The organism is Nocardioides sp. Root682, assembly GCF_001427795.1.
Classification (GTDB): Bacteria; Actinomycetota; Actinomycetes; order Propionibacteriales; family Nocardioidaceae; genus Nocardioides.
This window is the reverse complement of sequence record NZ_LMHJ01000003.1, coordinates 798763-822932: the sequence shown is the minus strand read 5'-3', so window position 1 is coordinate 822932 and position 24170 is coordinate 798763. Positions and strand designations below refer to the sequence as shown.

General features: G+C 70.6%; 23 protein-coding genes. 9 read left to right on the top strand and 14 right to left on the bottom strand.

What is annotated here, in order from left to right; all coding sequences use genetic code 11:
• Window positions 1-82: 82 nt before the first annotated feature.
• The 3 genes from ASD84_RS19240 to ASD84_RS19230 form a co-directional block, all read right to left on the bottom strand.
• Window positions 83-3256 carry an Rne/Rng family ribonuclease gene (locus tag ASD84_RS19240; protein WP_082574109.1) on the bottom strand — a complete coding sequence of 1058 codons (3174 nt, stop codon included), beginning with the start codon at window positions 3254-3256 and terminating at the stop codon, window positions 83-85.
• 302 nt (window positions 3257-3558) lie between these two features.
• Entirely contained in the window at window positions 3559-4275 is a 717-nt protein-coding gene (locus ASD84_RS19235) for a TIGR03936 family radical SAM-associated protein (RefSeq protein ID WP_056713884.1), read from the bottom strand.
• A 15-nt stretch (window positions 4276-4290) separates the two neighbouring features.
• Complete coding sequence (locus tag ASD84_RS19230; protein ID WP_056714934.1) at window positions 4291-5487, bottom strand: winged helix DNA-binding domain-containing protein; 1197 nt, start codon at window positions 5485-5487, stop codon at window positions 4291-4293.
• 30 nt (window positions 5488-5517) lie between these two features.
• On the opposite strand from ASD84_RS19230, the gene ASD84_RS25580 reads away from it, so the two are divergent.
• From ASD84_RS25580 to ASD84_RS19210, 4 genes are read left to right on the top strand one after another with little or no spacing between them, the layout of a single operon-like run.
• Entirely contained in the window at window positions 5518-6210 is a 693-nt protein-coding gene (locus ASD84_RS25580; RefSeq protein WP_056713880.1) for a DUF4190 domain-containing protein, read from the top strand.
• A 4-nt stretch (window positions 6211-6214) separates the two neighbouring features.
• Window positions 6215-7294 carry a DUF4190 domain-containing protein gene (locus ASD84_RS19220; protein ID WP_056713877.1) on the top strand — a complete coding sequence of 360 codons (1080 nt, stop codon included), beginning with the start codon at window positions 6215-6217 and terminating at the stop codon, window positions 7292-7294.
• 10 nt (window positions 7295-7304) lie between these two features.
• On the top strand, window positions 7305-7997 hold the full coding sequence (locus tag ASD84_RS19215) for a DUF4190 domain-containing protein (protein WP_056713874.1): 693 nt from the start codon (window positions 7305-7307) through the stop codon (window positions 7995-7997).
• Window positions 7994-8599 (top strand): DUF1294 domain-containing protein, encoded by a 606-nt coding sequence (locus ASD84_RS19210; protein ID WP_056713872.1) that lies wholly within the window; start codon window positions 7994-7996, stop codon window positions 8597-8599. The genes ASD84_RS19215 and ASD84_RS19210 overlap by 4 nt, the downstream gene beginning before the upstream one ends.
• Window positions 8600-8679: 80 nt before the next feature.
• On the opposite strand, the gene ASD84_RS19205 is transcribed toward ASD84_RS19210, so the two are convergent.
• Complete coding sequence (locus tag ASD84_RS19205; protein ID WP_056713869.1) at window positions 8680-10620, bottom strand: TIGR03960 family B12-binding radical SAM protein; 1941 nt, start codon at window positions 10618-10620, stop codon at window positions 8680-8682.
• 82 nt (window positions 10621-10702) lie between these two features.
• On the opposite strand from ASD84_RS19205, the gene ASD84_RS19200 reads away from it, so the two are divergent.
• From ASD84_RS19200 to ASD84_RS19190, 3 genes are read left to right on the top strand one after another with little or no spacing between them, the layout of a single operon-like run.
• Window positions 10703-11821: a calcium:proton antiporter gene (locus ASD84_RS19200; RefSeq protein ID WP_056713867.1), complete on the top strand. Its 1119-nt coding sequence runs from the start codon at window positions 10703-10705 to the stop codon at window positions 11819-11821.
• Window positions 11818-12714 (top strand): hypothetical protein, encoded by an 897-nt coding sequence (locus ASD84_RS19195; RefSeq protein ID WP_056713865.1) that lies wholly within the window; start codon window positions 11818-11820, stop codon window positions 12712-12714. Before ASD84_RS19200 ends, ASD84_RS19195 begins: the two co-directional genes overlap by 4 nt.
• Before the next feature lie 31 nt (window positions 12715-12745).
• A complete protein-coding gene (locus ASD84_RS19190; RefSeq protein WP_056713863.1) occupies window positions 12746-13618 on the top strand; it encodes a hypothetical protein in 873 nt (290 codons plus the stop codon).
• 9 nt (window positions 13619-13627) lie between these two features.
• Here ASD84_RS19190 and ASD84_RS19185 read toward each other — a convergent pair whose 3' ends face one another.
• The 5 genes from ASD84_RS19185 to ASD84_RS19165 all read right to left on the bottom strand — a co-directional run bounded on the left by ASD84_RS19185 (window position 13628) and on the right by ASD84_RS19165 (window position 18546).
• Window positions 13628-15271 (bottom strand): copper resistance protein CopC, encoded by a 1644-nt coding sequence (locus ASD84_RS19185; protein ID WP_082574113.1) that lies wholly within the window; start codon window positions 15269-15271, stop codon window positions 13628-13630.
• A gap of 3 nt (window positions 15272-15274) precedes the next feature.
• Window positions 15275-16003, bottom strand: a complete 729-nt coding sequence (locus tag ASD84_RS19180; RefSeq protein WP_056713857.1) for a YcnI family protein — start codon at window positions 16001-16003, stop codon at window positions 15275-15277.
• Window positions 16004-16077: 74 nt separating this feature from the next.
• Window positions 16078-16623: a hypothetical protein gene (locus tag ASD84_RS19175; RefSeq protein ID WP_056713852.1), complete on the bottom strand. Its 546-nt coding sequence runs from the start codon at window positions 16621-16623 to the stop codon at window positions 16078-16080.
• A 5-nt stretch (window positions 16624-16628) separates the two neighbouring features.
• The gene (locus tag ASD84_RS19170) at window positions 16629-17852 is read right to left on the bottom strand and encodes an AAA family ATPase (protein WP_056713850.1); all 1224 of its coding nucleotides are present in this window, start codon (window positions 17850-17852) and stop codon (window positions 16629-16631) included.
• 7 nt (window positions 17853-17859) lie between these two features.
• Window positions 17860-18546: a hypothetical protein gene (locus tag ASD84_RS19165; RefSeq protein WP_156392245.1), complete on the bottom strand. Its 687-nt coding sequence runs from the start codon at window positions 18544-18546 to the stop codon at window positions 17860-17862.
• Window positions 18547-18645: 99 nt separating this feature from the next.
• Between ASD84_RS19165 and ASD84_RS19160 the strand changes: the two genes are divergently transcribed.
• Entirely contained in the window at window positions 18646-18879 is a 234-nt protein-coding gene (locus tag ASD84_RS19160) for a helix-turn-helix domain-containing protein (protein ID WP_056713843.1), read from the top strand.
• A gap of 28 nt (window positions 18880-18907) precedes the next feature.
• Here the strand turns inward: ASD84_RS19160 and ASD84_RS19155 are convergent, their stop codons facing one another.
• The 3 genes from ASD84_RS19155 to sigE all read right to left on the bottom strand — a co-directional run bounded on the left by ASD84_RS19155 (window position 18908) and on the right by sigE (window position 21516).
• A complete protein-coding gene (locus ASD84_RS19155; RefSeq protein ID WP_056713840.1) occupies window positions 18908-20296 on the bottom strand; it encodes a S1C family serine protease in 1389 nt (462 codons plus the stop codon).
• 43 nt (window positions 20297-20339) lie between these two features.
• On the bottom strand, window positions 20340-20849 hold the full coding sequence (locus ASD84_RS19150) for an anti-sigma factor family protein (protein ID WP_056713837.1): 510 nt from the start codon (window positions 20847-20849) through the stop codon (window positions 20340-20342).
• A gap of 67 nt (window positions 20850-20916) precedes the next feature.
• Window positions 20917-21516: an RNA polymerase sigma factor SigE gene (sigE, locus tag ASD84_RS19145; protein WP_056714931.1), complete on the bottom strand. Its 600-nt coding sequence runs from the start codon at window positions 21514-21516 to the stop codon at window positions 20917-20919.
• A gap of 176 nt (window positions 21517-21692) precedes the next feature.
• Between sigE and ASD84_RS19140 the strand changes: the two genes are divergently transcribed.
• The gene (locus ASD84_RS19140) at window positions 21693-22349 is read left to right on the top strand and encodes an O-methyltransferase (RefSeq protein ID WP_056713832.1); all 657 of its coding nucleotides are present in this window, start codon (window positions 21693-21695) and stop codon (window positions 22347-22349) included.
• Between the two features lie 3 nt (window positions 22350-22352).
• On the opposite strand, the gene ASD84_RS19135 is transcribed toward ASD84_RS19140, so the two are convergent.
• Together ASD84_RS19135 and ASD84_RS24865 are read right to left on the bottom strand one after the other, a co-directional pair.
• A complete protein-coding gene (locus ASD84_RS19135) occupies window positions 22353-23966 on the bottom strand; it encodes a leucyl aminopeptidase family protein (protein ID WP_056713829.1) in 1614 nt (537 codons plus the stop codon).
• Window positions 23963-24130 (bottom strand): DUF3117 domain-containing protein, encoded by a 168-nt coding sequence (locus tag ASD84_RS24865; RefSeq protein ID WP_082574114.1) that lies wholly within the window; start codon window positions 24128-24130, stop codon window positions 23963-23965. Before ASD84_RS24865 ends, ASD84_RS19135 begins: the two co-directional genes overlap by 4 nt.
• Window positions 24131-24170: the final 40 nt, after the last annotated feature.

Here is a 24170-nt window from a genome sequence, read left to right as displayed (position 1 = left end):
AACGGCGCACCTGCGGCGCACCGACGGTCAATACTACGGTTCGGGCCGGTATCCACCAAAACGATGGACCCGCCCCGCACTGCTAGCGCTTGCCAGCGCCCTTCTTCTTGATCGGCACGTGTGCCACCGGCGCCTCGGACGCATCGGCCTCAGCGGCCGGCGCGTCCTCGTTCGCTTCGGTCGGTTCCGCGGCTGCCACGGTCACGACCGCCACCGGCGGACCCGCCGGACGGCTGGCCGAGCTGCGTCGGGTACGGGTGACGACCTTGGTCGTGGCCACCGGCGCAGGCGCCGGCTCCTCGACCACGACGGGGGCCTCTTCGACCACCACAGGGGCTTCCTCGACCACCACGGGGGCTTCCTCGACCACGACGGCGGCTTCTTCGACCACGACGGGGGCCTCTTCGACCACCACGGGGGCTTCCTCGACCACCACAGGGGTCTCCTCGACCACCACAGGGGCCTCCTCGACCACCACAGGGGCCTCCTCGACCACCACAGGGGCCTCCTCGACCACCACAGGGGCCTCGTCAACCACGACGGGAGCCTCGTCGGTCGCGTCCTCGTGAGCCTCGTCAGCATGCTTGGCCATCGCGGCGACGTCCTTCGGGGACGGGACCGGCTTGGCGGCGGCAGCGGTCTCGACCGGAGCGTCGCCCTTCGGCTTGGCCTTGCGACGGTTGTTGCCCCGACGACCCTCTTCGGGCTCGGTGCCACCGCCGCCACCACCCTTGGGGGCAACCGGCAGGTCGTGGACGATCAGGCCGCGGCCCTGGCAGTGCGAGCAGGTCTCACTGAAGGCCTCGACGAGACCGGTGCCGATCCGCTTGCGGGTCATCTGCACGAGGCCGAGCGAGGTGACCTCGGCGACCTGGTGACGGGTGCGGTCGCGGCCGAGGCACTCGACCATGCGCCGCAGCACCAGGTCGCGGTTGGCCTCCAGGACCATGTCGATGAAGTCGACCACGATGATGCCGCCGATGTCGCGCAGGCGGAGCTGGCGCACGATCTCCTCGGCCGCTTCGAGGTTGTTCTTGGTGACCGTCTCCTCGAGGTTGCCGCCCGAACCGGTGAACTTGCCGGTGTTGACGTCGACGACCGTCATCGCCTCGGTGCGGTCGATGACGAGCGAACCGCCGGAGGGCAGCCAGACCTTGCGGTCCAGGCCCTTGGCGATCTGCTCGTCGATCCGGTGCACCGTGAACAGGTCGGGGCCCGACGGATCTTGGCGCTCGACGCGGTCCGAGAGATCGGGAGCGATCTGGTCGACGTACTCCTTGACGGAGCTCCAGGCGTCCTCGCCCTGGATGACGAGCTTGGAGAAGTCCTCGGTGAAGAGGTCGCGGACGACCTTGAGGGTCAGGTCGGGCTCACCGTGCAGGAGCTGCGGGGCGTTGCCCTTGGCGACCTTGGCCTCGATGTCGTCCCACTTGGCCTTGAGGCGCTCGACGTCGCGGGTGAGCTCGTCTTCGGACGCACCCTCGGCGGCGGTCCGCACGATGACACCGGCCGACGCGGGGACGGCCTCCTTGAGCAAGGCCTTCAGTCGCGACCGCTCGGTGTCCGGCAGCTTGCGCGAGATGCCCGAGGTGGTGCCGTCGGGCACATAGACCAGGAAGCGGCCCGCGAGGCTGACCTGGCTGGTCAGCCGGGCGCCCTTGTGTCCGATCGGGTCCTTGCTGACCTGGACCAGGATGGTCTGCCCGGACTGCAGGACCGACTCGATCTTGCGCGGCTGGCCGTCCTTGTGGCCGAGCGCGGACCAGTTGACCTCGCCGGCGTACAGGACGGCGTTGCGCCCCTTGCCGATGTCGATGAACGCAGCCTCCATGGAGGGCAGCACGTTCTGCACGCGACCGAGATAGACGTTGCCGATGAGCGAGGTCTGCGACTCGCGGGCGACGTAGTGCTCGACGAGGACCTTGTCCTCGAGGACGGCGATCTGGGTGAGGTCCTTGCGCTGGCGCACGACCATGACCCGATCGACCGACTCGCGACGGGCCAGGAACTCGGCCTCGCTCACGATCGGCGCGCGGCGACGGCCGGCTTCGCGGCCCTCACGGCGGCGCTGCTTCTTGGCCTCCAGGCGCGTGGAACCGGCGATGCTCGTGATCTCGTCCTCGGCCGTGCGCGGCTTGCGGACGCGGGTGACGGTGTTCTCGGGGTCGTCCCCGCCGTCTCCGCCCTGGCCGCCGCCACCTTCACCGGTACGACGACGACGGCGACGGCGACGCGAGGAGCTCGAACCGCCCTGTCCCCCGCCTTCACCGTCGGTGTCGTTCTCGTCGCTGTCCTCGGAGGCGTCGTCGCCCTCAGCGGCCGCAGCCGCGTCGGCGTCGGCCTTCGCGCGGGCCTGGGCGTTGCCGCCACCCTGGCGCTGACGCTGGCGCTGGCCGTTGTTGCCGCCGTTCGCGGCGCGCGCGGGCGCCTGCTCCTGGCCGGTCTCGGTGCTCTCGTCGGCCTCGGTGGACTCCGAACCCTCGGATCCCTCGGCGCCTTCGGCGTCGTCGGACTCGTCGTCGCCGGCCTCGCCGCCGGCGTTGCCCGCTCCGGCCGGCTTGCGACGACGGCGGCCACCGCGACGGCGGCGCCGGCGAGCAGCGTTGGCGGACGTCGAGCCACCTTCGGTGTCCTCGTCGTCGTCCTCGTCACCCTCGTCGTCGTCCGACTCCTGGTCCTGCGCGACGGGCGCCTCCACGGCGTCGTCGGCGGTGACCACGGTCTCGGCGGTCTCCTCGTCCTCCTCGAGCTCCTCGTCGGTCGCAACCGGAGCAGCAGTCGTCTCGGGAGCCTGGAAGAGGACGGCGGTGTTGCGGGGCGGCCGCGAGGAGCGGGTCCGGGTCGTCACCGTGGTGGTGCGGGCCTCGGGGGCGGCAGCCGGGGCGGCCGTCTCCGCGGCGGGCTCGTCCTCGGTCAGGAGCAGCTGCTCCGACGTGGGGGCCGCAGCCTTCTTCGCCGGGGTCTTCTTGGCGGCCGTCTTCTTGGCCGCGGTCTTCTTCGCAGCCGTCTTCTTGGCGGCCGTCTTCTTCGCGGGCTTCTCGCCTGCGGACTCGTCGGCCTCGGCGTCGGGCTTCGCCGCCGTCTTCTTGGCCGTGGTCTTCTTCGCCGCCGTCTTGCGGGGGGCGGTCTTCTTGGCTGCGGTCTTCGCGGCGGTCTTCTCCGCCGGCGCCTCGACCGGGGCAGCCGCCTCGGCGGGAGCCTCAGCCGGCGTGTCGCTCGGCGTGTCGATCGGGGTGTTGGTGGGCGCGTCCGTCATTGCGGTACTCCTCACCCGGGCCCGCTTCCGCGTCCCGGGGTGTCATCGACACGCGCCCGGGGGTCGTGTCGTAAGCCTTCGTGGGACGACACCCTCCGCACAGCGTCACTGGAATTCCGACCTTCACCTGCCGCGGTCGCCTTGTGCGTCGCGTCGGGCGGGGTCTGACTTCCACCGTGCCGTCCGGCAGTCACACCTACCGGGCGGCGAGAACGTCGTCAGATCTCCCTGCGCTCTCCTGTAGGACGCGCACGGGGTGGATCCTGTGGCGAGTATCGCACACAGGGGTCAGCCGGGAAGTATCAGCGAGTCGCGAGCGGGTCGCCGATCGTGCCGGTCTCCCGGTCGAGCAGCCCCTGGGCGACACGCGTGAGCAGGACCGTCGGCGGGGTTTCGAAGCCAGCGACCTGGGCCAGGCCGGCGAGCAGGTCGTCAGGTCGTACGGCGGGCACGGAGTGCTCGAGCACGAGGTCGAGGCCGCCCTCGGCGGTGACCTCGAGCCGGACGACGGCCGCGCGGCAGTCGAAGCTGCGCAGGCCCTTCTTGGTCATCCGTTCGACGAGCACCGACTCGGTGGCGAGGAACGCCGCAACGGCACCGGCGAGGTCCTCGGGTGCCTCCGGCAGGTCGATCTGCCAGTGGCTTGCGGTGAGCAGGTCCGACAGCGAGCCGGGGATCGTGTTCGCGCCGTCCACGGCCGTGACGACGTCCAGCCCGTCGGGGAGGACCGCGTCGAGCTCGCGGCCGATGTCCTCGGGGTCCCGGGCCATGGACAGGCCGAGCTCGACGTACTCCGACTCACTGGCCGAGCCGGTCGGCGCTGCGCCGGCGTAGGAGATCCGGGGGTGCGGATGGAACCCGGAGGAGTAGGCCATCGGGATCGCGGCACGTACGACGGCGCGCTCGATCGCGCGGCTGACGTCGCGGTGGCTGGTGAAGCGCAACCGACCACGCTTGGCGTACCTGATCCGCACCTTCTGGACCGGGGGTGCCTGCTGCTCGGGTTGCTGACGACTCACGGGCCGAATGCTAGGTCAGGGGAGGAGCGCTCCGCGCATCTGCGGCGAGGCATAGACATTGGTGATCCGGGTGCCGTCCAGCCATCCGGTCAGCCGCTCGGCCTCCAGCTCCAGCGCCCGGCGTGCGTTCGCCGCGACGTCGTCGCGCAGCACCAGGCGCACGCGGGCGTCGTCGTCCTGCACCCAGCACCCCACGATCCGGCCGTCCCACCACGCCGTGTTGCCGGCATTGCCGTTGCTGTCGAAGAGGTACGGCGTGTCGGCCGGATCGAGGTAGAAGGCCCGCTCCTTCCACCCCATCACCGTGGGATCGAGCGTCGGAAGGAGTGCTGCCCACGGCTCGACCGGCCCACCGGGCGACGGATCGGTGTCGACCGGCAGCACCCAGCCGGTCGCTCCCCCGTCGAGCCCGACCTCGACCGCGCCGAGGTCACCCAGTGCGTGGCGCACGATCGTCTTGGTGGCACCCAGCCACCACACGATGTCTGTCTCCGTGCCGGGTCCGAACGTGGCCAGCCAGCGCCGGACCAGCTCCGCATAGCCGTCGCGCCCGGGCAGCGGCACCGCGTCCTCGCCGAGCCAGGCGCGGGTCGAGGTCCACGTCGGCTTGTTGAGGCGCCAGTGCCCGGCGTTGGCCGCCCGCACGACGCGCCCTTCGGCACCCAGCATCGTCATCACCCACGCGCCGACCGAGAAGTTGCCGCTCCACTTCGTCTCCGGGTTGCCGATGCTGATCCGCCCTTCGAGGGCGGGCACCAGGTCGCGCACCTCTCGCGTGGTGCGTGCCTGGCCGTCATCGAGGACAGCGAGCACGGCGGCCGCGGCATCGTCGATCCAGCCCGCCACGGCCTCCGGTCCGTCGGCGAGCCCGGCTGCCGCGACGTTCTTGGCGAGCTGGGCTCGTTGCTGCGCGGCGACCCGGGCCGATGCGCTCCCCCATGCCGCCGGAAGGAGCTCGCGTGGGAACACGAACAGGGTGCGCCGCATCGCCAGCTGCTTGACCAGGCTCCGGTCGTCGTACAGGGCACTGTCGACGTCAGCCACGGTCAGGTCCTCGACGCGCGCCCAGAGGGCGAGGTGGACCGTTGCCGCCTCCGTCGCGTGCAGGACCGTCATCGCTCTGGTCGCTGCCTCGACCGTGGGAAGGCGCTCAGCCAGGCCGTGCCGGGACGCGAGCCGACGCCGACGATCGATGTCGGTGATGTGAAGCACCCCACCATCGTCGCCCATTAGGGTGAGCGGGTGAGCGATCCCTACGGCAACAACTCGGGCAACAACCCGTATGGCCAGAACCCCGCCGGGCAGCCGAACCCCTACGGCGCACCCGGCGGCGGTGGCGGCTACGGACCGCCCCAGGGCGGCGGCTACCCGGGAGGGTTCGAGGCCCAGCCGCCGAAGACCGACGGACTGTCGATCGCGGCGCTGATCCTCAGCCTCGCCTGCTGCCCGCCCGTCGGCGTGATCCTCGGTTTCGTGGGGCTCTCGCGGACCAAGGGTGGCAAGCGCAAGGGCCGCGGCCTCGCGATCGCAGCCATCATCGTCGGCATCATCACGTCCATCATCGCCGTGGCCGCCATCGTCGGCCTGGTGATCCTCGCCGACCAGGTCGTGACCCCCCGCAACGCCGAGGTCGGCCAGTGCGTGAACGTCAAGAACGAGGACGGCTCGATCTTCCTCTACAAGAAGGACTGCACCGAGTCGCACGACGCCGAGATCGTCGGCATCGCCGAGGTCGACGACGACAACCTCGAGGCGATCGAGAACGGCATGACGACGTACTGCCTCGAGGCCATCGACAAGGACGACCTGACCAAGCTCACACCCCACCTCGCCGACATCGACGCGGTGATCGAGGACCCGAACAACGTCGACGTGGGCGACACCCTCGTCTGCTACGTCCACCCGGACGACAAGCTCGACGAACCGATCCTCTGATCCGGTGAGCAACCCGTACGGCGGAGGATTTCCGCCGTACGAGCCACCGAACGCTGGCTCGTACACCACGCCGGGCGCCTACGGCGAGCCGTATCGCGGGTCCGGGTCGACCGACGGCGTGTCCATCGCGGCCCTGGTCTGCTCGCTGACCTGCTGCGCTGCCCCGGTCGCGATCGGGCTCGGCATCGCGGGCATCGTGCGAACCAAGGGCGACAGAAGAACGGGTCGCTGGGCCGCGATCACCGGTCTGGTCCTCGGCAGCGTGATCACCCTGGCGCTGGTCGCGTTCGTCGCGTTCGCGGCTGTCCTGGGGGTACGCACCGTGTACGTCGCGGACGCCCGGGTCGGCCAGTGCGTCAACTTCGACTTCTTCGACGACCTCTCCAGCGGCGAGTGCGACGAGCCGCACGAGGCCGAGGTGGTCTGGGTCGGCCGGTTCGATGCCGCGCTCATCCGCGAGTACTCCAACAACGCGTTCGACGAGTTCTGCGCACTTCGGGACCTCACACCAGAGCACGCGGCAGCTGCGAAGGACGAGAAGTACGCTCTCGGCATCTTCATCGACACCTTCGATGACTACCCGGAGGACGGCGACTGGTTCCTCTGCTACATCGAACGTGCCGACGGCGAACCGCTCGAGGGCCGACTGACCGAGGACGGCGGCGCGGCCAGTGCCGACCCCGATGACTCCGTCGACGAGTCGATCGAGGTCGACGACCTTGTCATCGGCGACTGCTTCAACGACCCGGTCCTCCGCGGGCTGGAGACGGACGAGCAGGGCGATGCACTGGGCCAGCTGCACCGCCTCCCCTGCAACGGTCCGCACGACTTCGAGGTGTACGGAGAGCTCGACCTCAAGGGCGACAAGTTCCCCGGCGACGACGCGATCCTCAGGCTGACCGATCGCTGCCTGCCGTTGTTCAGGAAGTACGTCGGCCGGGCGTACGGGAAGTCGTCGTACGAGAGCTACAGCTACTACCCGAGCAAGGACAGCTGGGAGATGGGCGATCGGGCCGTCGTCTGCGTCCTGGCCGACCCCGGCGTCAAGGAGCGGACCCGCAGCGCAAAGAACACGAAGATCTGAAGGTGATCCCATGAGCAATCCGTACGGCGGCGGCTTTCCGCCCTACGAGCCGCCCTCCGGCGGCCAGCACGGCGAGTACGGCGGGCACACCGCCAACAACCCGTATGCCGGCAACCCGGCGCCGCGCCCCACCGACGGCATCTCGATCGCGGCGCTGGTCTGCTCGCTGACCTGCTGCGCTGCCCCGGTCGGCATCGGTCTGGGCATCGCCGGTCTCCTTCGTACCAGTGGCGGCCAGCGGTCCGGCCGCTGGGCAGCGATCACCGGGCTGGCGATCGGCTCCCTGGTGATGGTCGCCGGCCTGGCGTTCTCCGTCTTCGCGGTCGTGATGGGCTCCAAGACCGTCTTCGAGGACGAGGCATCGGTCGGTCAGTGCATCGGCTGGGACCTGTTCAACGACGCCGAGAAGGCCAAGTGCGGCGACCCGCACTACGCCGAGATCGTGTGGACCGGCCAGTTCACCCGCGACCTCGCGAACAGCTTCGAGAACCAGAGCGTCGACACCTTCTGCTCGAGCCTGGACCTGTCCGACGACTACCGCGAGGCGGCGAAGAATCCCGACCTGCAGTTCGGCATCTCGATCGACGCCTTCGACGAGGACGAGCCCGACGCGGGCGACTGGTTCTTCTGCTACCTCGAGCGCACCGACGGCGAGACGTTCGAGGGGCGGGTCGGCGAGTCCTCGACTTCTACGGGGGCATGAACGCCAACGCGAGCCGCGCACCGGGTGTGCTGACGGACTGGAACGACGAGCGCGGCTTCGGTTTCATCACGCCAGCGGCCGGTGGCTCGCGGGTCTTCGTCCACGTGAGCGCGTTCCCTCAGCGGCGCCGGCCCGTCGCCGGTTGCGAGGTCAAGTACGCACTGATTCGCGATGATCGGAACCAGGCACGGGCTTCGGAGGTGCGCTACGTCGGCAGCGGACCAGCGAGCAGGTCGGGCTCCAGCGAAGTGCCGCTGGCCCTCGCCATCGCGACGCTGTTCTTCGGAGTCCTGGCGCTGCTCGTGGCCCTCGACCAACTACCCATCGCGGTGATCGCCCTGTACGCCGCGTTCAGCCTCATCGCGTTCACGACGTACGGCAGCGACAAGTCGGCCGCGCAGCAGGGCAAGTGGCGCACCCCGGAGTCCACGCTGCACACCATCGCCGTGGCCGGCGGCTGGCCCGGTGCCCTATTGGCACAGGAGTTCTTCCGACACAAGACCACCAAGCAGCCGTTCCGCACGATCTTCTGGTGCACCGTGGCCGTGAACTGTGCTGCGCTCGCATGGCTCGTACAGGCAGCACCGATCACATTGTCCTGACCCGAGACCAAGAATTGGCGGTTACCTGTGCTGGGCACGCACCACGTGAGTGCCCAGCGCCGGTAAGAGGCCTTCCTGGCTCAGACGACGCTGAGCGGCAGCAACGTCTTGCCGGTCGGGCCGATCTGGATCTCGGTGCCCATCTCGGGGCACACACCACAGTCGTAGCAAGGCGTCCAGCGGCAGTCCTCGACCTCGACGTCGGACGAGCCGTCACCGACCGCGAGGGCGTCCTCCCAGTCGGCCCACAGCCAGTCCTTGTCGAGGCCGGAGTCGAGGTGGTCCCAGGGCAGGATCTCGTCGTACTCGCGCTCGCGGGTGGTGAACCAGTCGAGGTCGACACCGGTGCCGGCGAGGGCGCGCTCGGCGGCAGCGGCCCAGCGGTCGTAGGAGAAGTGCTCGCTCCAGCCGTCGAAACGCCCGCCGTCGCGCCACACCTCCTCGATGATCGCGCCGACGCGGCGGTCGCCGCGGGACAGGAGTCCTTCGATGACGCCGGGCTGGCCGTCGTGGTAGCGGAAACCGATGGCGCGGCCGTAGCGCTTGTCGGCGCGTACGACGTCACGCAGCTCCTGCAGGCGACGGTCGGTCGTCTCGACATCGAGCTGGGCAGCCCACTGGAACGGGGTGTGCGGCTTCGGCACGAACCCGCCGATGGAGACGGTGCACCGGATGTCGTTGCGGCCAGAGACCTCCCGGCCGGTCGCGATCACGCGCTTGGCGAGCTCGGCGATCTGCAGGACGTCCTCGTCCTGCTCGGTCGGCAGGCCCACCATGAAGTAGAGCTTCACCTGGCGCCAGCCGTGGCTGTACGCCGCCGCGACGGTGCGGATCAGGTCGTCCTCGGTGACCATCTTGTTGATCACCTTGCGCATCCGCTCGCTGCCGCCCTCGGGCGCGAACGTCAGGCCGGAGCGTCGACCGTTGCGGGAGAACTCGTTGGCGAGGGTGATGTTGAAGGCGTCCACCCGCGTGGAGGGCAGGGAGAGCGAGACGTTGGTGCCTTCGTACCGGTCGGCCAGACCCTTGGCGACCTCACCGATCTCGGTGTGGTCGGCGCTCGACAGCGAGAGGAGCCCGACCTCCTCGAAGCCGGTCTTCTTCACGCCGTTGTCGACCATGGCCGCGATCGTCTCGATCGAGCGCTCGCGCACCGGGCGGGTGATCATCCCGGCCTGGCAGAACCGGCAGCCGCGCGTGCAGCCGCGGAAGATCTCTACGCTGAACCGCTCGTGGACGGTCTCGGCGAGCGGAACCAACGGGTTGCGCGGGTACGGCCACTGGTCGAGGTCCATCAGCGTGTGCTTGCGGACGCGCTCGGGCGCCTCCGGGTGGTTCGGTACGACGGACGCGATCGCGCCAGCGTCGTCGTACTCCACGTCGTAGAACTGCGGCACGTAGACCGAGCCCGACACGGCGAGCCGGCGGAGCAGCTCGGTGCGCCCTCCCGGACGTCCCTCGCCCTTCCACTCGCGCGCGACCTCGGAGATCTTGAGCACGACCTCCTCGCCGTCGCCGAGCACGGCGGCGTCGATGAAGGCAGAAATGGGCTCGGGGTTGAACGCGGCGTGGCCACCGGCGATGACGACCGGGTGGTCCTCGGTGCGGTCGACGGCGTGCAACGGGATGCCCGCCAGGTCGAGCGCGGTGAGCATGTTCGTGTAGCCCAGCTCGGTCGAGAAGCTGATGCCGAAGAGGTCGAAGGCGCCCACGGGACGGTGGCTGTCGACCGTGAACTGCGGGATCTGCTTGTCGCGCAGCAGCTTCTCCATGTCCGGCCACACCGAGTAGGTGCGCTCGGCCAGGATCCACTCACGCTCGTTGAGCACTTCGTAGAGGATCTGCACGCCCTGGTTGGGCAGGCCGAGCTCGTAGGCGTCGGGGTACATCAGCACCCAGCGCACCTCGACGTCGTCCCACTCCTTCGTGACCATGTTGAGCTCGCCGCCGACGTACTGGATCGGCTTGGACACCGACAGCAGGTGGGGCTCCAACTGGGGGAAGACGGACTCAACGGACATGGGGGCGATTCTACGGTCCGACCCGGGTGCCGCGGGCATCGTCGGGGCGGGAGCGCTGGGCCCCGCCCGTAGGATCCGCACCATGAGTGCCTCCACCACGGGACGACTCGGGTGGACGGTCTTCACGCCGCCCGTGGCCGCGATCGTGCTCGCCGTCTCGTGGGGCACCCATCCCCCACCGTTCGCGGCAGCGCTCATCGGAGTCGCCCTGATCGGCGCCGTGCTGGCTGGCGTGCACCACGCCGAGGTCGTCGCCCACAAGGTCGGTGAGCCCTTCGGCTCGCTGCTCCTCGCCGTGGCCGTCACGGTGATCGAGGTCGGCCTGATCGTGATGCTGATGGTGTCGGGGAACGGCGAGACCTCGACGTTGGCGCGTGACACCGTCTTCGCGGCCCTGATGATCACCCTCAACGGCATCGTCGGCATCGCCCTGGTGGTCGCCGCCCTGCGCCACCACCTGGCGACGTTCAACCCCGAGGGCACCGGTTCGGCCCTCGCCACCGTGATCACCCTCGCCGGCCTGACGCTGGTCGTCCCTGCCTTCACGACCAGCCAGGAGGGCCCGTTCCTGACCGGGTCCCAGCTGACCTTCGCCGCGCTCGCCTCGCTGGTCCTCTACGGGTCGTTCGTGTTCACCCAGACCGTGCGGCACCGCGACTTCTTCCTCCCGAACACGGTCTCCACACCGGCGGGCTGGACCGCCGACAACGACGCGGACGGTGACGGGCACGCCGACCCGCCGACGACCCGCGAGGCCTGGATCAGCGTCGGGCTGCTGACGCTGTCGCTGGTGACCGTGGTCGGTCTGGCGAAGGTGGAGTCCTACTCGATCGAGGACGCGGTCGACTGGTTCGGCTTCCCCCACGCCGTGGTCGGCGTGGTCATCGCACTGCTCGTGCTCGCCCCGGAGACGATCGCCGCCGTACGCGCCGCCCAGCGCGACCGCGTGCAGATCAGCCTCAACCTCGCCTACGGCTCGGCCATGGCGTCCATCGGCCTCACCATCCCGGCCATCGCGGTCGCGTCCATCTGGCTCGAGGGCGAGCTGGCCCTCGGGCTCGAGCCGATCCAGCTGGTGCTGCTGATCCTGTCCGCGATCGTGGGCGTCCTGACCGTCGTACCCGGGCGCGCGAAGCCGATGAACGGTGTCGTCCACCTCGTGCTGCTCGCCGCCTTCCTGCTGCTGACCGTGGCGCCATGAACCGACGCGCACTGGCGGCACTGGCCGCCGTCACCGTCGCGCTCTCGCTCGGCGGCTGCTCCGAGGAGGCGCCTGCCGACTCCGACCGGATCGTGCTCTCGCCGCCGTCCGAAGGAGCTGGCGGCGCGGACCACACGCACGCACCGGGGCAGGAGCACGCGGCTGCTGCGCCGGTCGGTGACGGGACCGTCGCGTCTGCGGGCGGCTACAGCCTGACCGCTGTCCAGGTGCCCGCCGTCGGCAAGCCCGGAGACGTCTCCTTCCGCATCCTCGACGAGTCCGGCACCGCCGTCACGAAGTACGTCCCGGAGCAGACCAAGCTCCTGCACCTGTACGTCGTCCGGTCGGACCTCAGCGAGTTCCGGCACCTGCACCCGGAGCTCGGCGAGGACGGCACCTGGCGAGCACGCGCCGACCTCGGTGCCGCAGGTTCGTGGCGGGTGGTCGCGGAGTTCACGCCCGAGGGCGCCAGCCAGCCGTTCGTCCTCGGGACGACGGTCGACGTCCCTGGCGCCTGGGAGCGGGTCGCGGTGCCGCAGGGCGAGGACGCCACGGTCAGCGACGACGGCGTGGTCCGGGTGCGCCTGCTGGGCGCCGGTACGGTCAGCAAGAACGGGCGTCTGCGCCTCGCCGTCACGAACCTCGACGACCAGCCGCTGACGCTCGGCACCTTCCTCGGCGCCAGCGCGCACCTCACCGGCTTCGCCCTCGAGTCGCGGGGCTTCGTCCACGTGCATCCGTACGGCGCCCCCGAGGTCACCGACGACGGCACCGTGCTGACCTTCCACACCACCTTCACCGAGCCCGGCGACTACCGGTTCTTCGTGCAGGTGCGGGTCGACGGCCTGCTGCACCAGGTGGCCGTGACCGCCACCGTCGCCCCGGCCCCGTAGATTTCCCGTGAACCCCGATCTCAGGAGACCCATGAACCTCAGGCCCGCGCGTACCGCGATCGCCGTCCTGCTGACCTCGACCCTGCTGCTCGCCGGTTGCGACGACAGCGGCGACGACGGTGACAAGAAGGGGGGAAGCACGCCGCTCGGCAACTCGTCGTCGGACGCGAGCCAGCCGTCCGCGGCGCCCTCCACGGGTTCTGGCCCCTCGACGGACGGCGGTGCTGACAGCGGCAGCCTCGACAAGGACTCATTCTTCGAGACCATCATCGGCGCCCAGCAGGACGCGGGCAGCTACCGTTCCAAGGCCACCACGTCGACTGCGGGCATCAAGATGGTCCTCGACTCCGAGGTCACCTACGACGGCGACAAGATCCTGGGCCACTCGAAGAGTGCGTCGTCCAGCCCGCAGCAGATCGAGTCAGTGATCTCGGCGGGCGTGATCTACCTCCGCGGGGACGGGCTCGGGACTCCTGCGGGCAAGTGGCTCAAGCTCGATCCGAACGACCCGGACAACGCCGGCAACCCGCTCGCCGGCCTCGCCGCCGTGTCCGACCCCGAGGTCGCGCTGCGCGCCATGGGCGAGCTGGACTCGCTGAAGCTCGACGGAGCCGAGACGATCGACGGCGTCAAGGCCAGCCACTACCGGGCCGTGATGGTGACCGCCAACTACACCAAGGAGCTCGGCCTCCCCGCCGCGGTGAGCAAGTTCCTGCCGGCGAAGCTCCCGTTCGACATCTGGGTCGACGAGGACAACCGCCCGGTGAAGTTCCGCATCTCGTTCAAGATCGAAGGGACCTCGTCGGAGAGCGAGCAGACGTTCTACGACTACGGCACGGACGTCGACGTCACGGTCCCGAAGGACGCGGACACGATCACCTACGCCGAGCTCGACAAGGGCTGAGCCCGGCCCTCACTCGACAGTGAGGTCCACCGTGGTGACCGGGCTCGTGAACTCGTCCGCACGGACGCTGACCTGGAGCTCCCACGTGCCGCTCGTCGGGAACACGACGTCGGCGACGTAGGTGCCCGTCGCGGTCGGCACCACCGGGATCTCGCCGAGGTCGACCCTCGCGGAGCGCAGCGCGACCGCCGGGGCGTCGTACAGGTCGAGGGGCTCGCCAGCCGTGTCCTGCACCTGGACGATCAGCCGGCGCTGCAGGCCGGGACCCGCGTCGAGCACGGCAAGGACCTTGACGTCCTCGTTCGCGACGCCGGTCACGACGCCGGTGTCGGCCGTCGTGGGCGACGCGGGCGGTTCCCCGCCCGGCGGCTTCTGGGTGAGGAAGCCGGTGACCGCGAGGACCGCGACGAGCACGGCCGCCTCGGCCACCACGACCCGGCGGACCAGGCCGGTCGCCTTCCGCTGGCGGTCGTGACCGACGCCGCCGGTCACCTGCGCCACGAGGCGGTAGCGGTTCCAGGCCGCCATCGCGACGACGACCAGCACGAGAGCGACCTTGACCAGCAGCAGGCGGCCGTAGGTCTCCCCGAACAGGCGTGACCAGGAACCGACGATCCGCCACCCGAGCAGCACACCCGACGCCGACAGCACTGCGAGCAGGCCGGCGGCGACCGTCGAGAAACGGCTGAGGAGCTGTACGGCGTCCCGCGGTCGGCCGGCGATCGTCGGCAGCACGACGGCGAGACCGACGAGTCCGCCGAGCCAGACGGCACCGGCCGTCAGGTGCAGCGCGTCGGTGACGACCAGGAGGGTGCCGGGCTCGTAGGCACGGGTGTGGCCGACCAGGGCGGGCGACCAGACCGCGAGCGCGGTCGCCAGATCCGTCGTCAGGGCAGACTTCGCGCGGCCCGCGGACCAGACGGCTGCGCCGAGCCCCAGCACCTGCAGGGCCAGGACGACCAGATCCTCCCGAACCAGGGTGGGGTCGAGCGACGACGGATCGAACAGGCCGCCCGGTCCCGAGCCGAGCTGGTACGCCCCGGACAGGGGTACGGCGAGCGCGGCTGCCGCAACCGCCACGAACGCCGAGACCCGCAGGATGCGGACCAGGCGTCGTCGTACGACATCAGTGAGGCGGACACCGCGGGCCGTCCACGCGAGGAAGAACGCGAGGCCACCGGCGAGCAGCAGGGCGACGTAGTCGAGGCCGTGGACGATCGCCTGGATCGTCGGCAGCGCTCCCGGGTCGGCCGGGCCGAGCCTCGGCACCTCGACCTTCGCGCTGGGTGCACCGACGTGGAAGGTGAGCGACCCCGCGATCGGATGGCCGTCGGCGGACACGACCCGCCACGTGATGACGTAGGTACCGTCATCGAGGTCGTCAGCCAGCTTCCCGGTCACGACCTCACCGCTCGCGGAGGGGTCGATCTCGACCGGCTCCCCCGACGCGTCGAAGGCCAGCAGTCCCTTCGGGACCAGCTGCACCGACTCGTCGAAGGTGAAGGTGACCTCGGTCGGTGCCGCGGCCAGGACCGCGCCCTCGGCGGGGTCGGTGGAGACGAGCGTGGCGTGCGCCGACGCCGGAGCCGCCCACCCGACCACCGCGACAGCGGCGATCAGGAGGGCGAGGACCAGCGCCGGCACACGCCGCATCGATCAGGCCTTCTTGCCGGAGCGGGCCAGGGCGACGCCGCCCAGCGCCAGACCACCGATGCCCGCCACGAGGCCGCCGATCGCGAGCCCGTTGCCGTCGTCGTCCTTGTCGTCGGCCTCCTTGGCCTCGTGGTCCGCGTCGCCCTTGTCGCCGTCGTCGTCGGTTGCCGCGCCACCGTGGTGGCCCTCGCCCGAGGCCTCGGTGACGGTCACCGTGGGAGCCGGGTGCTCGAGCTCCTCGGCGTCCTGGCCGTCAGCCGCCGTCTCGGTCCAGCCGGTCTGGCCCTTGGCGCAGCTCTGCACCACCGGGAAGGCGAACGTCTCCCCCGCGGCTTCCGGCAGCTGCACCGACAGCTCGACGGTGTCGCGGTAGCCGTCGGGCAGCGGGGTCTTCGCCGTGTAGACCACCTGGGCGATCCGCTCGGTGATCTCGTTGCCGTGGGCGTCCTTGATCGGCTTGTCGAGCTTCTCGGCGACCTTCTCGACCGTCCAATTCGGGTTCACGGTCGGGGTGACCGACGGGATCTCCTCGGGCATGGCGATCGCCAGCTTCGTGGTCGGGGATCCCTCGCAGCCGTGGCCGACGCTGAAGGTGAGCACGGCGTAGGAACCGGCCGCGGTGGTGTTGGGAGTGACCGTGACGTGCGCGCTGGCGGCGCCTGCCGACAGGGCGACGATCGCGAGGGCGGCGGTGCCGCTGAGGGCGGGCAGGGTGAAGCGTCGGATCTGCATGAGTTCTCTCTGTCTTGGGTGAGGTGTGGTCGGGGCAGCAGCGACTGCCCGAGCACCTCCCGGGACGGGAGAGGTCAGGCGATCGCGGCGGTGCGGGCCGGTGGGCCGCGCGTCGGGGCGATCGTCAGGAGATGCCGTGAGGTGAGCGTGCTGACGGCCTGTCGCACAGGCGTGGCTCGGCGCACCGGTGCGGGCAGGCGACCGCTGTCCGACCACCGCAGGAGTACGACGACCACGCGACGCCGCACGGCCCACATGACTCCGGTGACGGTGGCGGCGAAAGCATGCGCCGCGAGCATGCCCGGCGTCAGGCCGAGGAACCCGCTCGTGTCGTGGCCGTGGGTCGCGTGCGCGCCCGGGCTCAGGGCCACCAGCCACGCGTGCCCGAGGACCTGCGCACCGACGAGCACCGGGAGGACCACCCGGATGCCGGCCTTGCGGCGCAGCACGACCACGCTGGCGGCGTACACCAGAGCACCGAAGGCGGTCAGCCAGAGCGCTCCCGGCACCTCTCCTCCGGCCGCGACGTGCGCGAGGGCGAGCGCCGCGACGCTCTCGAGGCTGCCGATCGTCGCCGGCACGGCCACGCGGGTGCGCGGCGTACGGCGGACGGTCAACACGGCTCCTATCCTGCCGGACGGCCCGCGAGGCCTCGCGGTCGCGTGCTGGCCATCGCATCCAGCACGGCGCCGATGGCGCGGGTCAGCGCGGAGTCACCCGACTCGACGAGCAGCCGGCCGGCAACCAGCGCCTTGTCGACCGCGGGCTGGTCCTCGGGCAGGAAGTGCACCCCGAGGCTGGCCCCGAAGCCGTTCAGCATCGCCACCACGTCCGGCTCGCGCCAGCCCAGGGTCGAGCGCATCCGGTTGACCACGACCCGCACCGGCGGGTTCACGACGAGCTCGTTGAGCTCGGTCATGGCCCGCGCCAGCCGGGCCAGGCCGACCGGGTCGGCGGCACCGACCAGGAGGATCTCGTCAGCGATCTCGAGCGCTTCGCGGGTGAGGTCGTTGCGTCCGGGCCGCCCCAGGTCGCTGGCGACGTCGGGCTCGATGCTGAAGCCGGTGTCGAGCACCACCTGGCCTCCGCGGCGGGCCGCCTCCACGATCTCGGTCAGGGAGCCCGGCCGGACCTCGATCCAGCGATCGGCGCGAGGCAGGCCCGTGATCACGCGCAGCTGGTCGGACAGTCGGCGCTGCACGGTGGTGAAGCGCTGCTCGAGGGTGCCGGACGCGACCAGCCGCGCGGCAGCGAGCAGCCCGGACACCTCGTCGAGGATCCCGAGCTGTTGGGCCACCGCACCGCCGTAGGGGTCGGCGTCGACGAGCAGCGTCGAGAGCCCGCGACGGGCCAGCTCCGCGGCGACACCGGACGCCAGCGTGGTCCGGCCCGGGGCACCGCCAGGACCCCAGACGGCGATGACCCGGCCTGCGAGCGCGCCGTCGAGCGACGGAGCGGGGTCCTCCCCCGGCATGGTTGCCGGGACAGCCGGCTGCGTCGCATCGCTGGGGAGCTCCGTCACCAGCGCACCGATCTCCTCGATCCGCGCCGCGTCGAGCAACGTCGTGATCCCGATCCGGGCCGCGCGGGGCTGGGTGACGTCCGGGCCGGTGGCGATCCCGACCACGCGGACGCCGTACCGGGACAGCTCGTCGACGACCGTCTGGTCGAGTCCCGGCAGGTCGACACCCAGGACGGCGACCTCGGCCTGCCCGGTGCTCGCTGCGGCGAGCAGGTCGTCCACGTCCACGCAGCGCTTGAGGACCACGGTGCCCGGGTGGTCCTGGAGGGCAGCGAGGCCGCGCGACTCCCACGCGGCGCCACTCGACACCAGCAGTACGACGATCATCGCGACCTCAGGACCGTTGGAGGATCCGGATGACCGGGTCCTGGAGCGAGCTGAGCAGGCGTTCGAACTCGGCCGCGCCCCGGTCGTCGACCGCCACGACCAGCTGGCGCGCTCCGGTGACGGCGAACGTGTCGTCGTACTCGGGGGCCGCGACGACGGTCACCTCGCTGAGGGCGGGCGCGTCCACCTCCAGGTCCTCCGACGTCGCCCCCTTGGCGAGCCCGGCACCGTCGCTGACCCACACGTCGACCACCGACCCGGTCTCGACGTCGGGCGGCACCCGGTTCGGGTCCACCTCGAGCGGCACCTGCAGCACCTCCTCGGCGTCGGCCTCCCCCACCGCCGAGCGGGCGAGGAGCTCACCGGCGCCCACCGCGCGGGTCAGGACCAGGTCCGTGGGCACCGGCTCGTCCGCAGGGAAGTACCGGTCCAGCACCGCGCCCTCGGCGAAACGGACCCGTTGCACGCTCAGGTCGTCGCTCACCAGCGGGGAACCGCTGCCGCGGTCCTCGGCCAGCGCCCAGACCTGCACCGTGTCGTCGGCAGCCGCGAGCAACCGCGCTCCGACGACGATCGAACCGGTGACCAGCGCAATGCCGATCCACAACCTGGGGTCACGCCAGCCCGGCCGCGCCACACGGGTGGCGATCGGCGGGACGGACGTGCCCGGAGAAATCCCGAGATCTCTGGACACGCGAACATCATGCAGTGCCGGACGCCGATCGTCACCCCGTCATCCACAGTCCGACGCGCCGCCGCTGCGCACGCGGGCGCGGAGTGCGACGATGGGGCCATGAGCGGTACGCCACGTTTCCTCACGCTCGCCGACGTCGCTGAGGTCCTCAACACCTCCAGCGCGCAGGTCTACGCGCTCGTGCGCCGTGGCGACCTGCCGGCGATCAAGATCGGCGGGCGGGGGCAGTGGCGCGTCGAGGGCTCGCGCCTCGAGGAGTACATCCAGCAGCAGTACAGGTCAGCCGAGCAGTACGTAGCCGAGCACCCGTTCGTGGACTCCGACGCCGACTGACGCGCACTGAAGCGTCGTCCGGCGGCGCTCAGCCTTCCTCGCCGTCGAGGACGACCTTGACCAATTTGTCGTTGTTGCCGCGCTTGACGGTGAACTCGATGGTCTGGCCGGGCTGGTAGCTGCGGATGGCGACGATCAGCGAGATGCCGTCGCTGACCCGAGCGCCGTTGAGGTGGGTGATCAGGTCGCCCTTGCGGAGGCCGGCCTTCTGGGCAGGGCTCCTGGCGACGATCTCGTCGAGCTCGGCGCCGTCGCCGGAAGGGATGCCGCCGGTCTTCACCTTGGCACCGATCACGGGGTACTGCGCCTTGCCCGTCCTGAGGATCTGGTCGGCGGTGACCCGGACCTGCTCGACGGGGATCGCGAAGCCGACACCGATGTTGCCGGCCTCGGAGTCGATCGAGCCGCCGCCAGCCGTGGCGATCGCGGAGTTCACGCCGATGACCTCGCCCTGCATGTTGACCAGCGGGCCACCGGAGTTCCCCGGGTTGATCGCCGCATCGGTCTGCACGGCATTGATGTACGACTGGTCCGCCGCCGAACCCGTCGTGACCGGCCGCTGGAGGTAGCTCACGATGCCGGAGGTCACCGTGTCGGGAAGGCTCAGCGGCGATCCGATGGCGACCACCGGCTCACCGACCCGCAACCGCTTGGAGTAGCCGAGCTTCGCGGGGACCAGGCCCTTGTAGTCCTTCACGGAGAGCACCGCGAGGTCGTAGACCTTGCTGAGCCCGACCACCGTCGCCTCGTAACGGTTGCGATCGTGGTCCACGACCACGATCGGGCCCTTGCTCTTGGCTGCCGACGCGACGACGTGGTTGTTGGTGATCACGTGGCCGTTCTTGTCCATCACCCAGCCAGAACCTGTGGCGCCGGCCTCCTGGCCGTCGTACTCCGCGATGATCTGGACCGTGCTCGGGAGCACGGCCTGGGCCACTGCGGCGATCGATCCGGGCGCCTCGAGCGGTGGCAGCTCCTCGAGGTCGACGTCGGACAGGCCGCCGTCCGCGAATCCGGTGTTGGTCTCGTCGTCAGCGACCTTGTCGTAGGCGAGCGCGCCGAGGAACCCGCCGCCGAGGCCGACGACGAGCGCCAACAGGGCCACGGCCGGCCAGATCCGACGCGACGAACCGGTGCCGCGTTCGCCGGGCAGGGTCGGCAGGACCGGGCGCCGGACCGACAGGTCGGCGGGCGTCGGCGGCGCGGGCGGTGCGGGCGGCATCAGTGACGGAGCGAGCGTGCCGACGGGCATCGGAAGGGTCTGCTCGGGCGTCGAGTCCGGGCGGCCGGCCACGGGCACAGGGACTGCTCCCGGCGCCGGAGGCGCCCACTGCGGGGCGGGTTCCTCCGCACCGATCGGGGCGGTGTCCTCGATCGCTTCGGTCGGTTCCCGGGCGGCGTCGTACTCGTCGTTCACATTGTCATCATGTCTGATCCACCCAGCCGGGACCGGATGCGCCCTACGGGAGCATCCCTCGCACGGGCATCCGTAGCACGGTGGTGAGGGTGGTGGACACCGTCGCGGCGCCGTTGCCGGCGTTGGTCGAGGGGGTCGTCGCGGGAGCAGAGGGCACGACGGAGTCGATCTGGGTCGTCGGCGGACGACGATCCGCTGGCGGCAGGGCACCCGGGTTGAGGCCGAAGGCCAACACACCCAGCATCGCTGCTCCCAGCGCGCCGCCACCGATCATCACCACGCCGGTGCCGCGGCGTGGACCGTGACCGGCATCGACACCGGAGAGCAGGGCGTCGCCCGGCGGCATGCTGAGCAGCGATCCCTTGAGGTTCGAGGGAACCGACCCCTCACCGCCGCACAGACCGGCCAGGCGGGTCTTCACCCATCCCTCCCGCTCGACGAGGTCGCGGCAGGTGTGACAGGCATAGACGTGTGCCCATGCCTCTTCGGTGTCCCGCGCGGACAGCTGGCCGTCCAGCAGGGCACTGACCCGGTTGCCGAGGTGGCCGATCATCGGGGTCCCCGATCGATTGTTCGCCGGAGGAGCGAAGCGGGGGAGGCGGGGAATCGAGTGGGGTGATTCATCCCGTCGCTCCACCGGCAAGGGAGACGGTGGCGGGTCCGAGATAGCGGGTGCGGTCGCCCTGAGGCGCGCGGTGGGCGAGGGCGTTGCGCAGCAGGGCACGGCCACGGTGGATGCGCGAGCGGACGGTGCCGAGCTTGGCACCGAGGATGTCGGCGATCTCCTCGTAGCTGAGGCCCTCGATGTCGCAGAGCACGACCGCCGCGCGGAAGTCGGGCGGAAGGGACGCCAGCGCGGCCTCGACGTCGTCCTCGAAGTTCAGGTCTGCGTACGCGATCTCGGGCGCCGGGGAAGCGCTCGCGAGCCGTGCGGCGCGCTCGTCGGACAGGGTGTCGAACCGGATCCGCTGCTTGCGGCGGGCCTGGTCCAGGAACAGGTTGGTGGTGATCCGGTGCAGCCAGCCCTCGAACGTGCCGGGCGTGTAGGTGTGCAACGAGCGGAACACCCGCACGAACACTTCCTGGGTGAGGTCCTCGGCGTCGTGCCGGTTCCCGGTCAGACGGAGCGCAAGGCGGTAGACGCGATCGGAGTGCTGCTCGACGATTGCTTCCCAGTTCAGGTCCTGTTCGGGGACCTGGGGATCGACGGGCTCCTTCATCGTGGCCTTCTTCCGCTGCGTCAGTACCAAGGGTGGTCTGGTCCTCTCACCGTAGAGCCGGGTCCTGAGGGTTCCCTGTGAACTCCCCCAACAATGGCCACAACGATCGGAGAGGATCCGGTGTTCCCGGCGCCGGGTCCGCCGCCCGCGCCGCCGTGAGCCTTAGGGTGAGAACCGTGGCTCCGACACCGATCAACGCAACCAGCTGGACGTACGCCGACACCTACGTCGTCGAGGACGACGTCCTGACCGCCGCCCGCGCACGGTCCGCCGAGGTCGGCGTGACCCCGATCGGCTCCGGCGGCGGAGCGGCCCTCTGCTTCCTCGCCTCCGTGCTCGAGGCGCGTGCCGTGGTGGAGATCGGCACCGGTACCGGCGTCTCCGGTGTCTGGCTGCTGCGGGGCATGCGATCGGACGGCGTCCTGACCACCGTCGACGTGGAGGCCGAGCACCAGCGCCTGGCCCGCGAGTCCTTCAAGGAGGCCGGTGTCGCGCCGCAGCGGGCCCGCACCATCGCCGGGTCGGCCCTCGACGTGCTCCCCCGCCTCACCGACGGTCACTACGACCTCGTCTTCGCCGATGGCGACAAGCGCGAGTACGGCGCCTACCTCACCGAGGCGCTGCGCCTGCTGCGTCCCGGCGGCGTGGTGGCCTTCGACAACGCCCTGTGGCACGGCAAGGTCGCCGACCCGGCCGTGCGTGACGACGAGACCGTCGCGATCCGGGACCTGGTCCAGCAGGTCGCGGCGACCGAGGGCCTCGTGCCGGTGCTCCTGCCCGTCGGCGACGGCCTGTTGCTGGCCAAGAAGGAATGGATCCCCGAGACCGATTGAGGTCTAGCTGGTCGGATCCTCGGCGAGGATCCCGTCCAGCGGGTCGGTCGACCCGAGCCAGGTCAGCAACAAGCGCGCCCCGAAGCCCGAGGGACCGACCGTCCACTCGTGCCACTCCTTCTCGACGTCGCCGACGGAGGCGATGTCGAGGTGTGCCCAGGGGACGTCGCCCACGAAGTGGCGCAGGAACAGGGCTGCGGTGATCGCGCCCGCTCCCCCGGGGTCATTGCTCGCGTCGGCGATCTTCGACGCCAGCTTGTCCTCGTAGCCGTCGTACAAGGGGAATCGCCACAGCGGCTCGCCGGACTGCTCACCGGCAGCGGTCAATGCGGTGGCGAGTGCGTCGTCGGTGGCGAAGAAGCCACCCATCTGCTGGCCGAGCGCGACCTTCACGGCCCCGGTGAGGGTGGCGATGTCGACGACCAGGTCAGGGGCGAGCTCGGTGACGGCGTAGGCGAGGGCATCGGCCAGGACCAGCCGCCCCTCGGCGTCGGTGTTGCCCACTTCGGTGGTGCGCCCACCCCAGTGGCGGATCACGTCACCGGGACGCAGCGCGCTGCCCGAGATGGCGTTCTCTGCCGCGGCGACCAGGCCGATGACCCGGACCGGGCAGTCGACGTCCGCCAGGGCAGCCATCGTGGCCAGCACGACGCCGCCACCGGTCATGTCGCGCTTCATGGACGCCATCGAGGCGGACGGCTTGATCGACAGGCCGCCGGTGTCGAAGGTGATGCCCTTGCCGACCAGCACCACCAGCGGAAGCTTCTTCGCAGCGCGAGCGCTCACTCCGTGCGGTGTGTAGTCCAGCCGGATCAGTCGCGGCGGGGTCGCGGACGCGGCGCCGACGGCAAGGATGCCGCCGAAGCCCTCACTGGCGAGGTCCTGCTCGTCCCAGACCTGTACGTCGAGGCCTGAGGCTGCTGCGATGTGTTCGGCCTGCGCTGCCAGCCACACGGGGTTCTTCAGGTTCGACGGAACGGTCGCCAGCATGCGCGAGCGCCAACCAGCACCTCCGAGCGCGACCGCTCGTTCGAGGACGGCCCGGTCACCGCCGACCTCCGGGCCCGCAATGACGACACGGCGCACAGGCAGGCGCTGGGGCCCTTGTGAACGCCAGTGGAAGACGAAGCTCCCGAGCATGGTGCCGACCACGAAGGCCTCGACCGAGGCATGCACGTCGGACATCCCGGCGCCGGCGACCACGGGGATCGACGTGGCGACGGCGTCGCGGTCGAAGCTCGCGCGGGCCAGGGCGGCGCCCGCCCTGCGCAGGTCGATCGGTTGCCCGGCACCGACGCCGACCAGGATCACCAGACGCAGGTCGGGATTGGTCGTCGTACCACCGGGGACCGGGACGGACGCGACCTCGGCGGTCGCTCCCGTCAGCCCGTGCACCTCGGCGATGCCGACCAGGTCGAGATCGAGCTCGTCGGCGAGCTCCGCTGCTCCCGGTCCCAGCAGGAAGGGCACCTCGTCATCGCCCGGCAGCACCGGGAGCGCGACGACATCGACGCCGATGATGGCGCCGGGCAGGAGATCGCTGAGCGCGAACTCCGGAGGTGAGACCTGGCCCGGAAGGACCGGCTCCTGGGGGCTGGGGGCAGCGGGTGGAGTCACCCGACCACAGTCTTGAGCGCGTCGCCGAGCGCAGAGGCCTCCTCGGCATTGAGCTCGACCACGAGTCGGCCACCGCCCTCGAGCGGGACGCGCATCACGATGCCGCGCCCCTCCTTGGTGACCTCGAGCGGACCGTCACCGGTCCGAGGCTTCATTGCCGCCATGCGGCACCCCTCTTCCACTAACTTCTGCGAGTTTGTCGTG

What these genes read in the sequence shown, in the direction of transcription:
- ASD84_RS19160 (WP_056713843.1), top strand. Translation starts at nt 18,646, where the DNA reads ATGAGCGGTACGCCACGTTTCCTCACGCTCGCCGACGTCGCTGAGGTC.
- ASD84_RS19200 (WP_056713867.1), top strand. Translation starts at nt 10,703, where the DNA reads ATGAGTGCCTCCACCACGGGACGACTCGGGTGGACGGTCTTCACGCCG.
- ASD84_RS19210 (WP_056713872.1), top strand. Translation starts at nt 7,994, where the DNA reads ATGAACGCCAACGCGAGCCGCGCACCGGGTGTGCTGACGGACTGGAAC.
- ASD84_RS19150 (WP_056713837.1), bottom strand. Translation starts at nt 20,849, where the DNA reads ATGATCGGCCACCTCGGCAACCGGGTCAGTGCCCTGCTGGACGGCCAG.
- ASD84_RS19190 (WP_056713863.1), top strand. Translation starts at nt 12,746, where the DNA reads ATGAACCTCAGGCCCGCGCGTACCGCGATCGCCGTCCTGCTGACCTCG.
- ASD84_RS24865 (WP_082574114.1), bottom strand. Translation starts at nt 24,130, where the DNA reads ATGGCGGCAATGAAGCCTCGGACCGGTGACGGTCCGCTCGAGGTCACC.
- ASD84_RS19205 (WP_056713869.1), bottom strand. Translation starts at nt 10,620, where the DNA reads ATGTCCGTTGAGTCCGTCTTCCCCCAGTTGGAGCCCCACCTGCTGTCG.
- sigE (WP_056714931.1), bottom strand. Translation starts at nt 21,516, where the DNA reads ATGAAGGAGCCCGTCGATCCCCAGGTCCCCGAACAGGACCTGAACTGG.
- ASD84_RS19185 (WP_082574113.1), bottom strand. Translation starts at nt 15,271, where the DNA reads ATGCGGCGTGTGCCGGCGCTGGTCCTCGCCCTCCTGATCGCCGCTGTC.
- ASD84_RS19195 (WP_056713865.1), top strand. Translation starts at nt 11,818, where the DNA reads ATGAACCGACGCGCACTGGCGGCACTGGCCGCCGTCACCGTCGCGCTC.
- ASD84_RS19215 (WP_056713874.1), top strand. Translation starts at nt 7,305, where the DNA reads ATGAGCAATCCGTACGGCGGCGGCTTTCCGCCCTACGAGCCGCCCTCC.
- ASD84_RS19240 (WP_082574109.1), bottom strand. Translation starts at nt 3,256, where the DNA reads ATGACGGACGCGCCCACCAACACCCCGATCGACACGCCGAGCGACACG.
- ASD84_RS19170 (WP_056713850.1), bottom strand. Translation starts at nt 17,852, where the DNA reads ATGATCGTCGTACTGCTGGTGTCGAGTGGCGCCGCGTGGGAGTCGCGC.
- ASD84_RS19180 (WP_056713857.1), bottom strand. Translation starts at nt 16,003, where the DNA reads ATGCAGATCCGACGCTTCACCCTGCCCGCCCTCAGCGGCACCGCCGCC.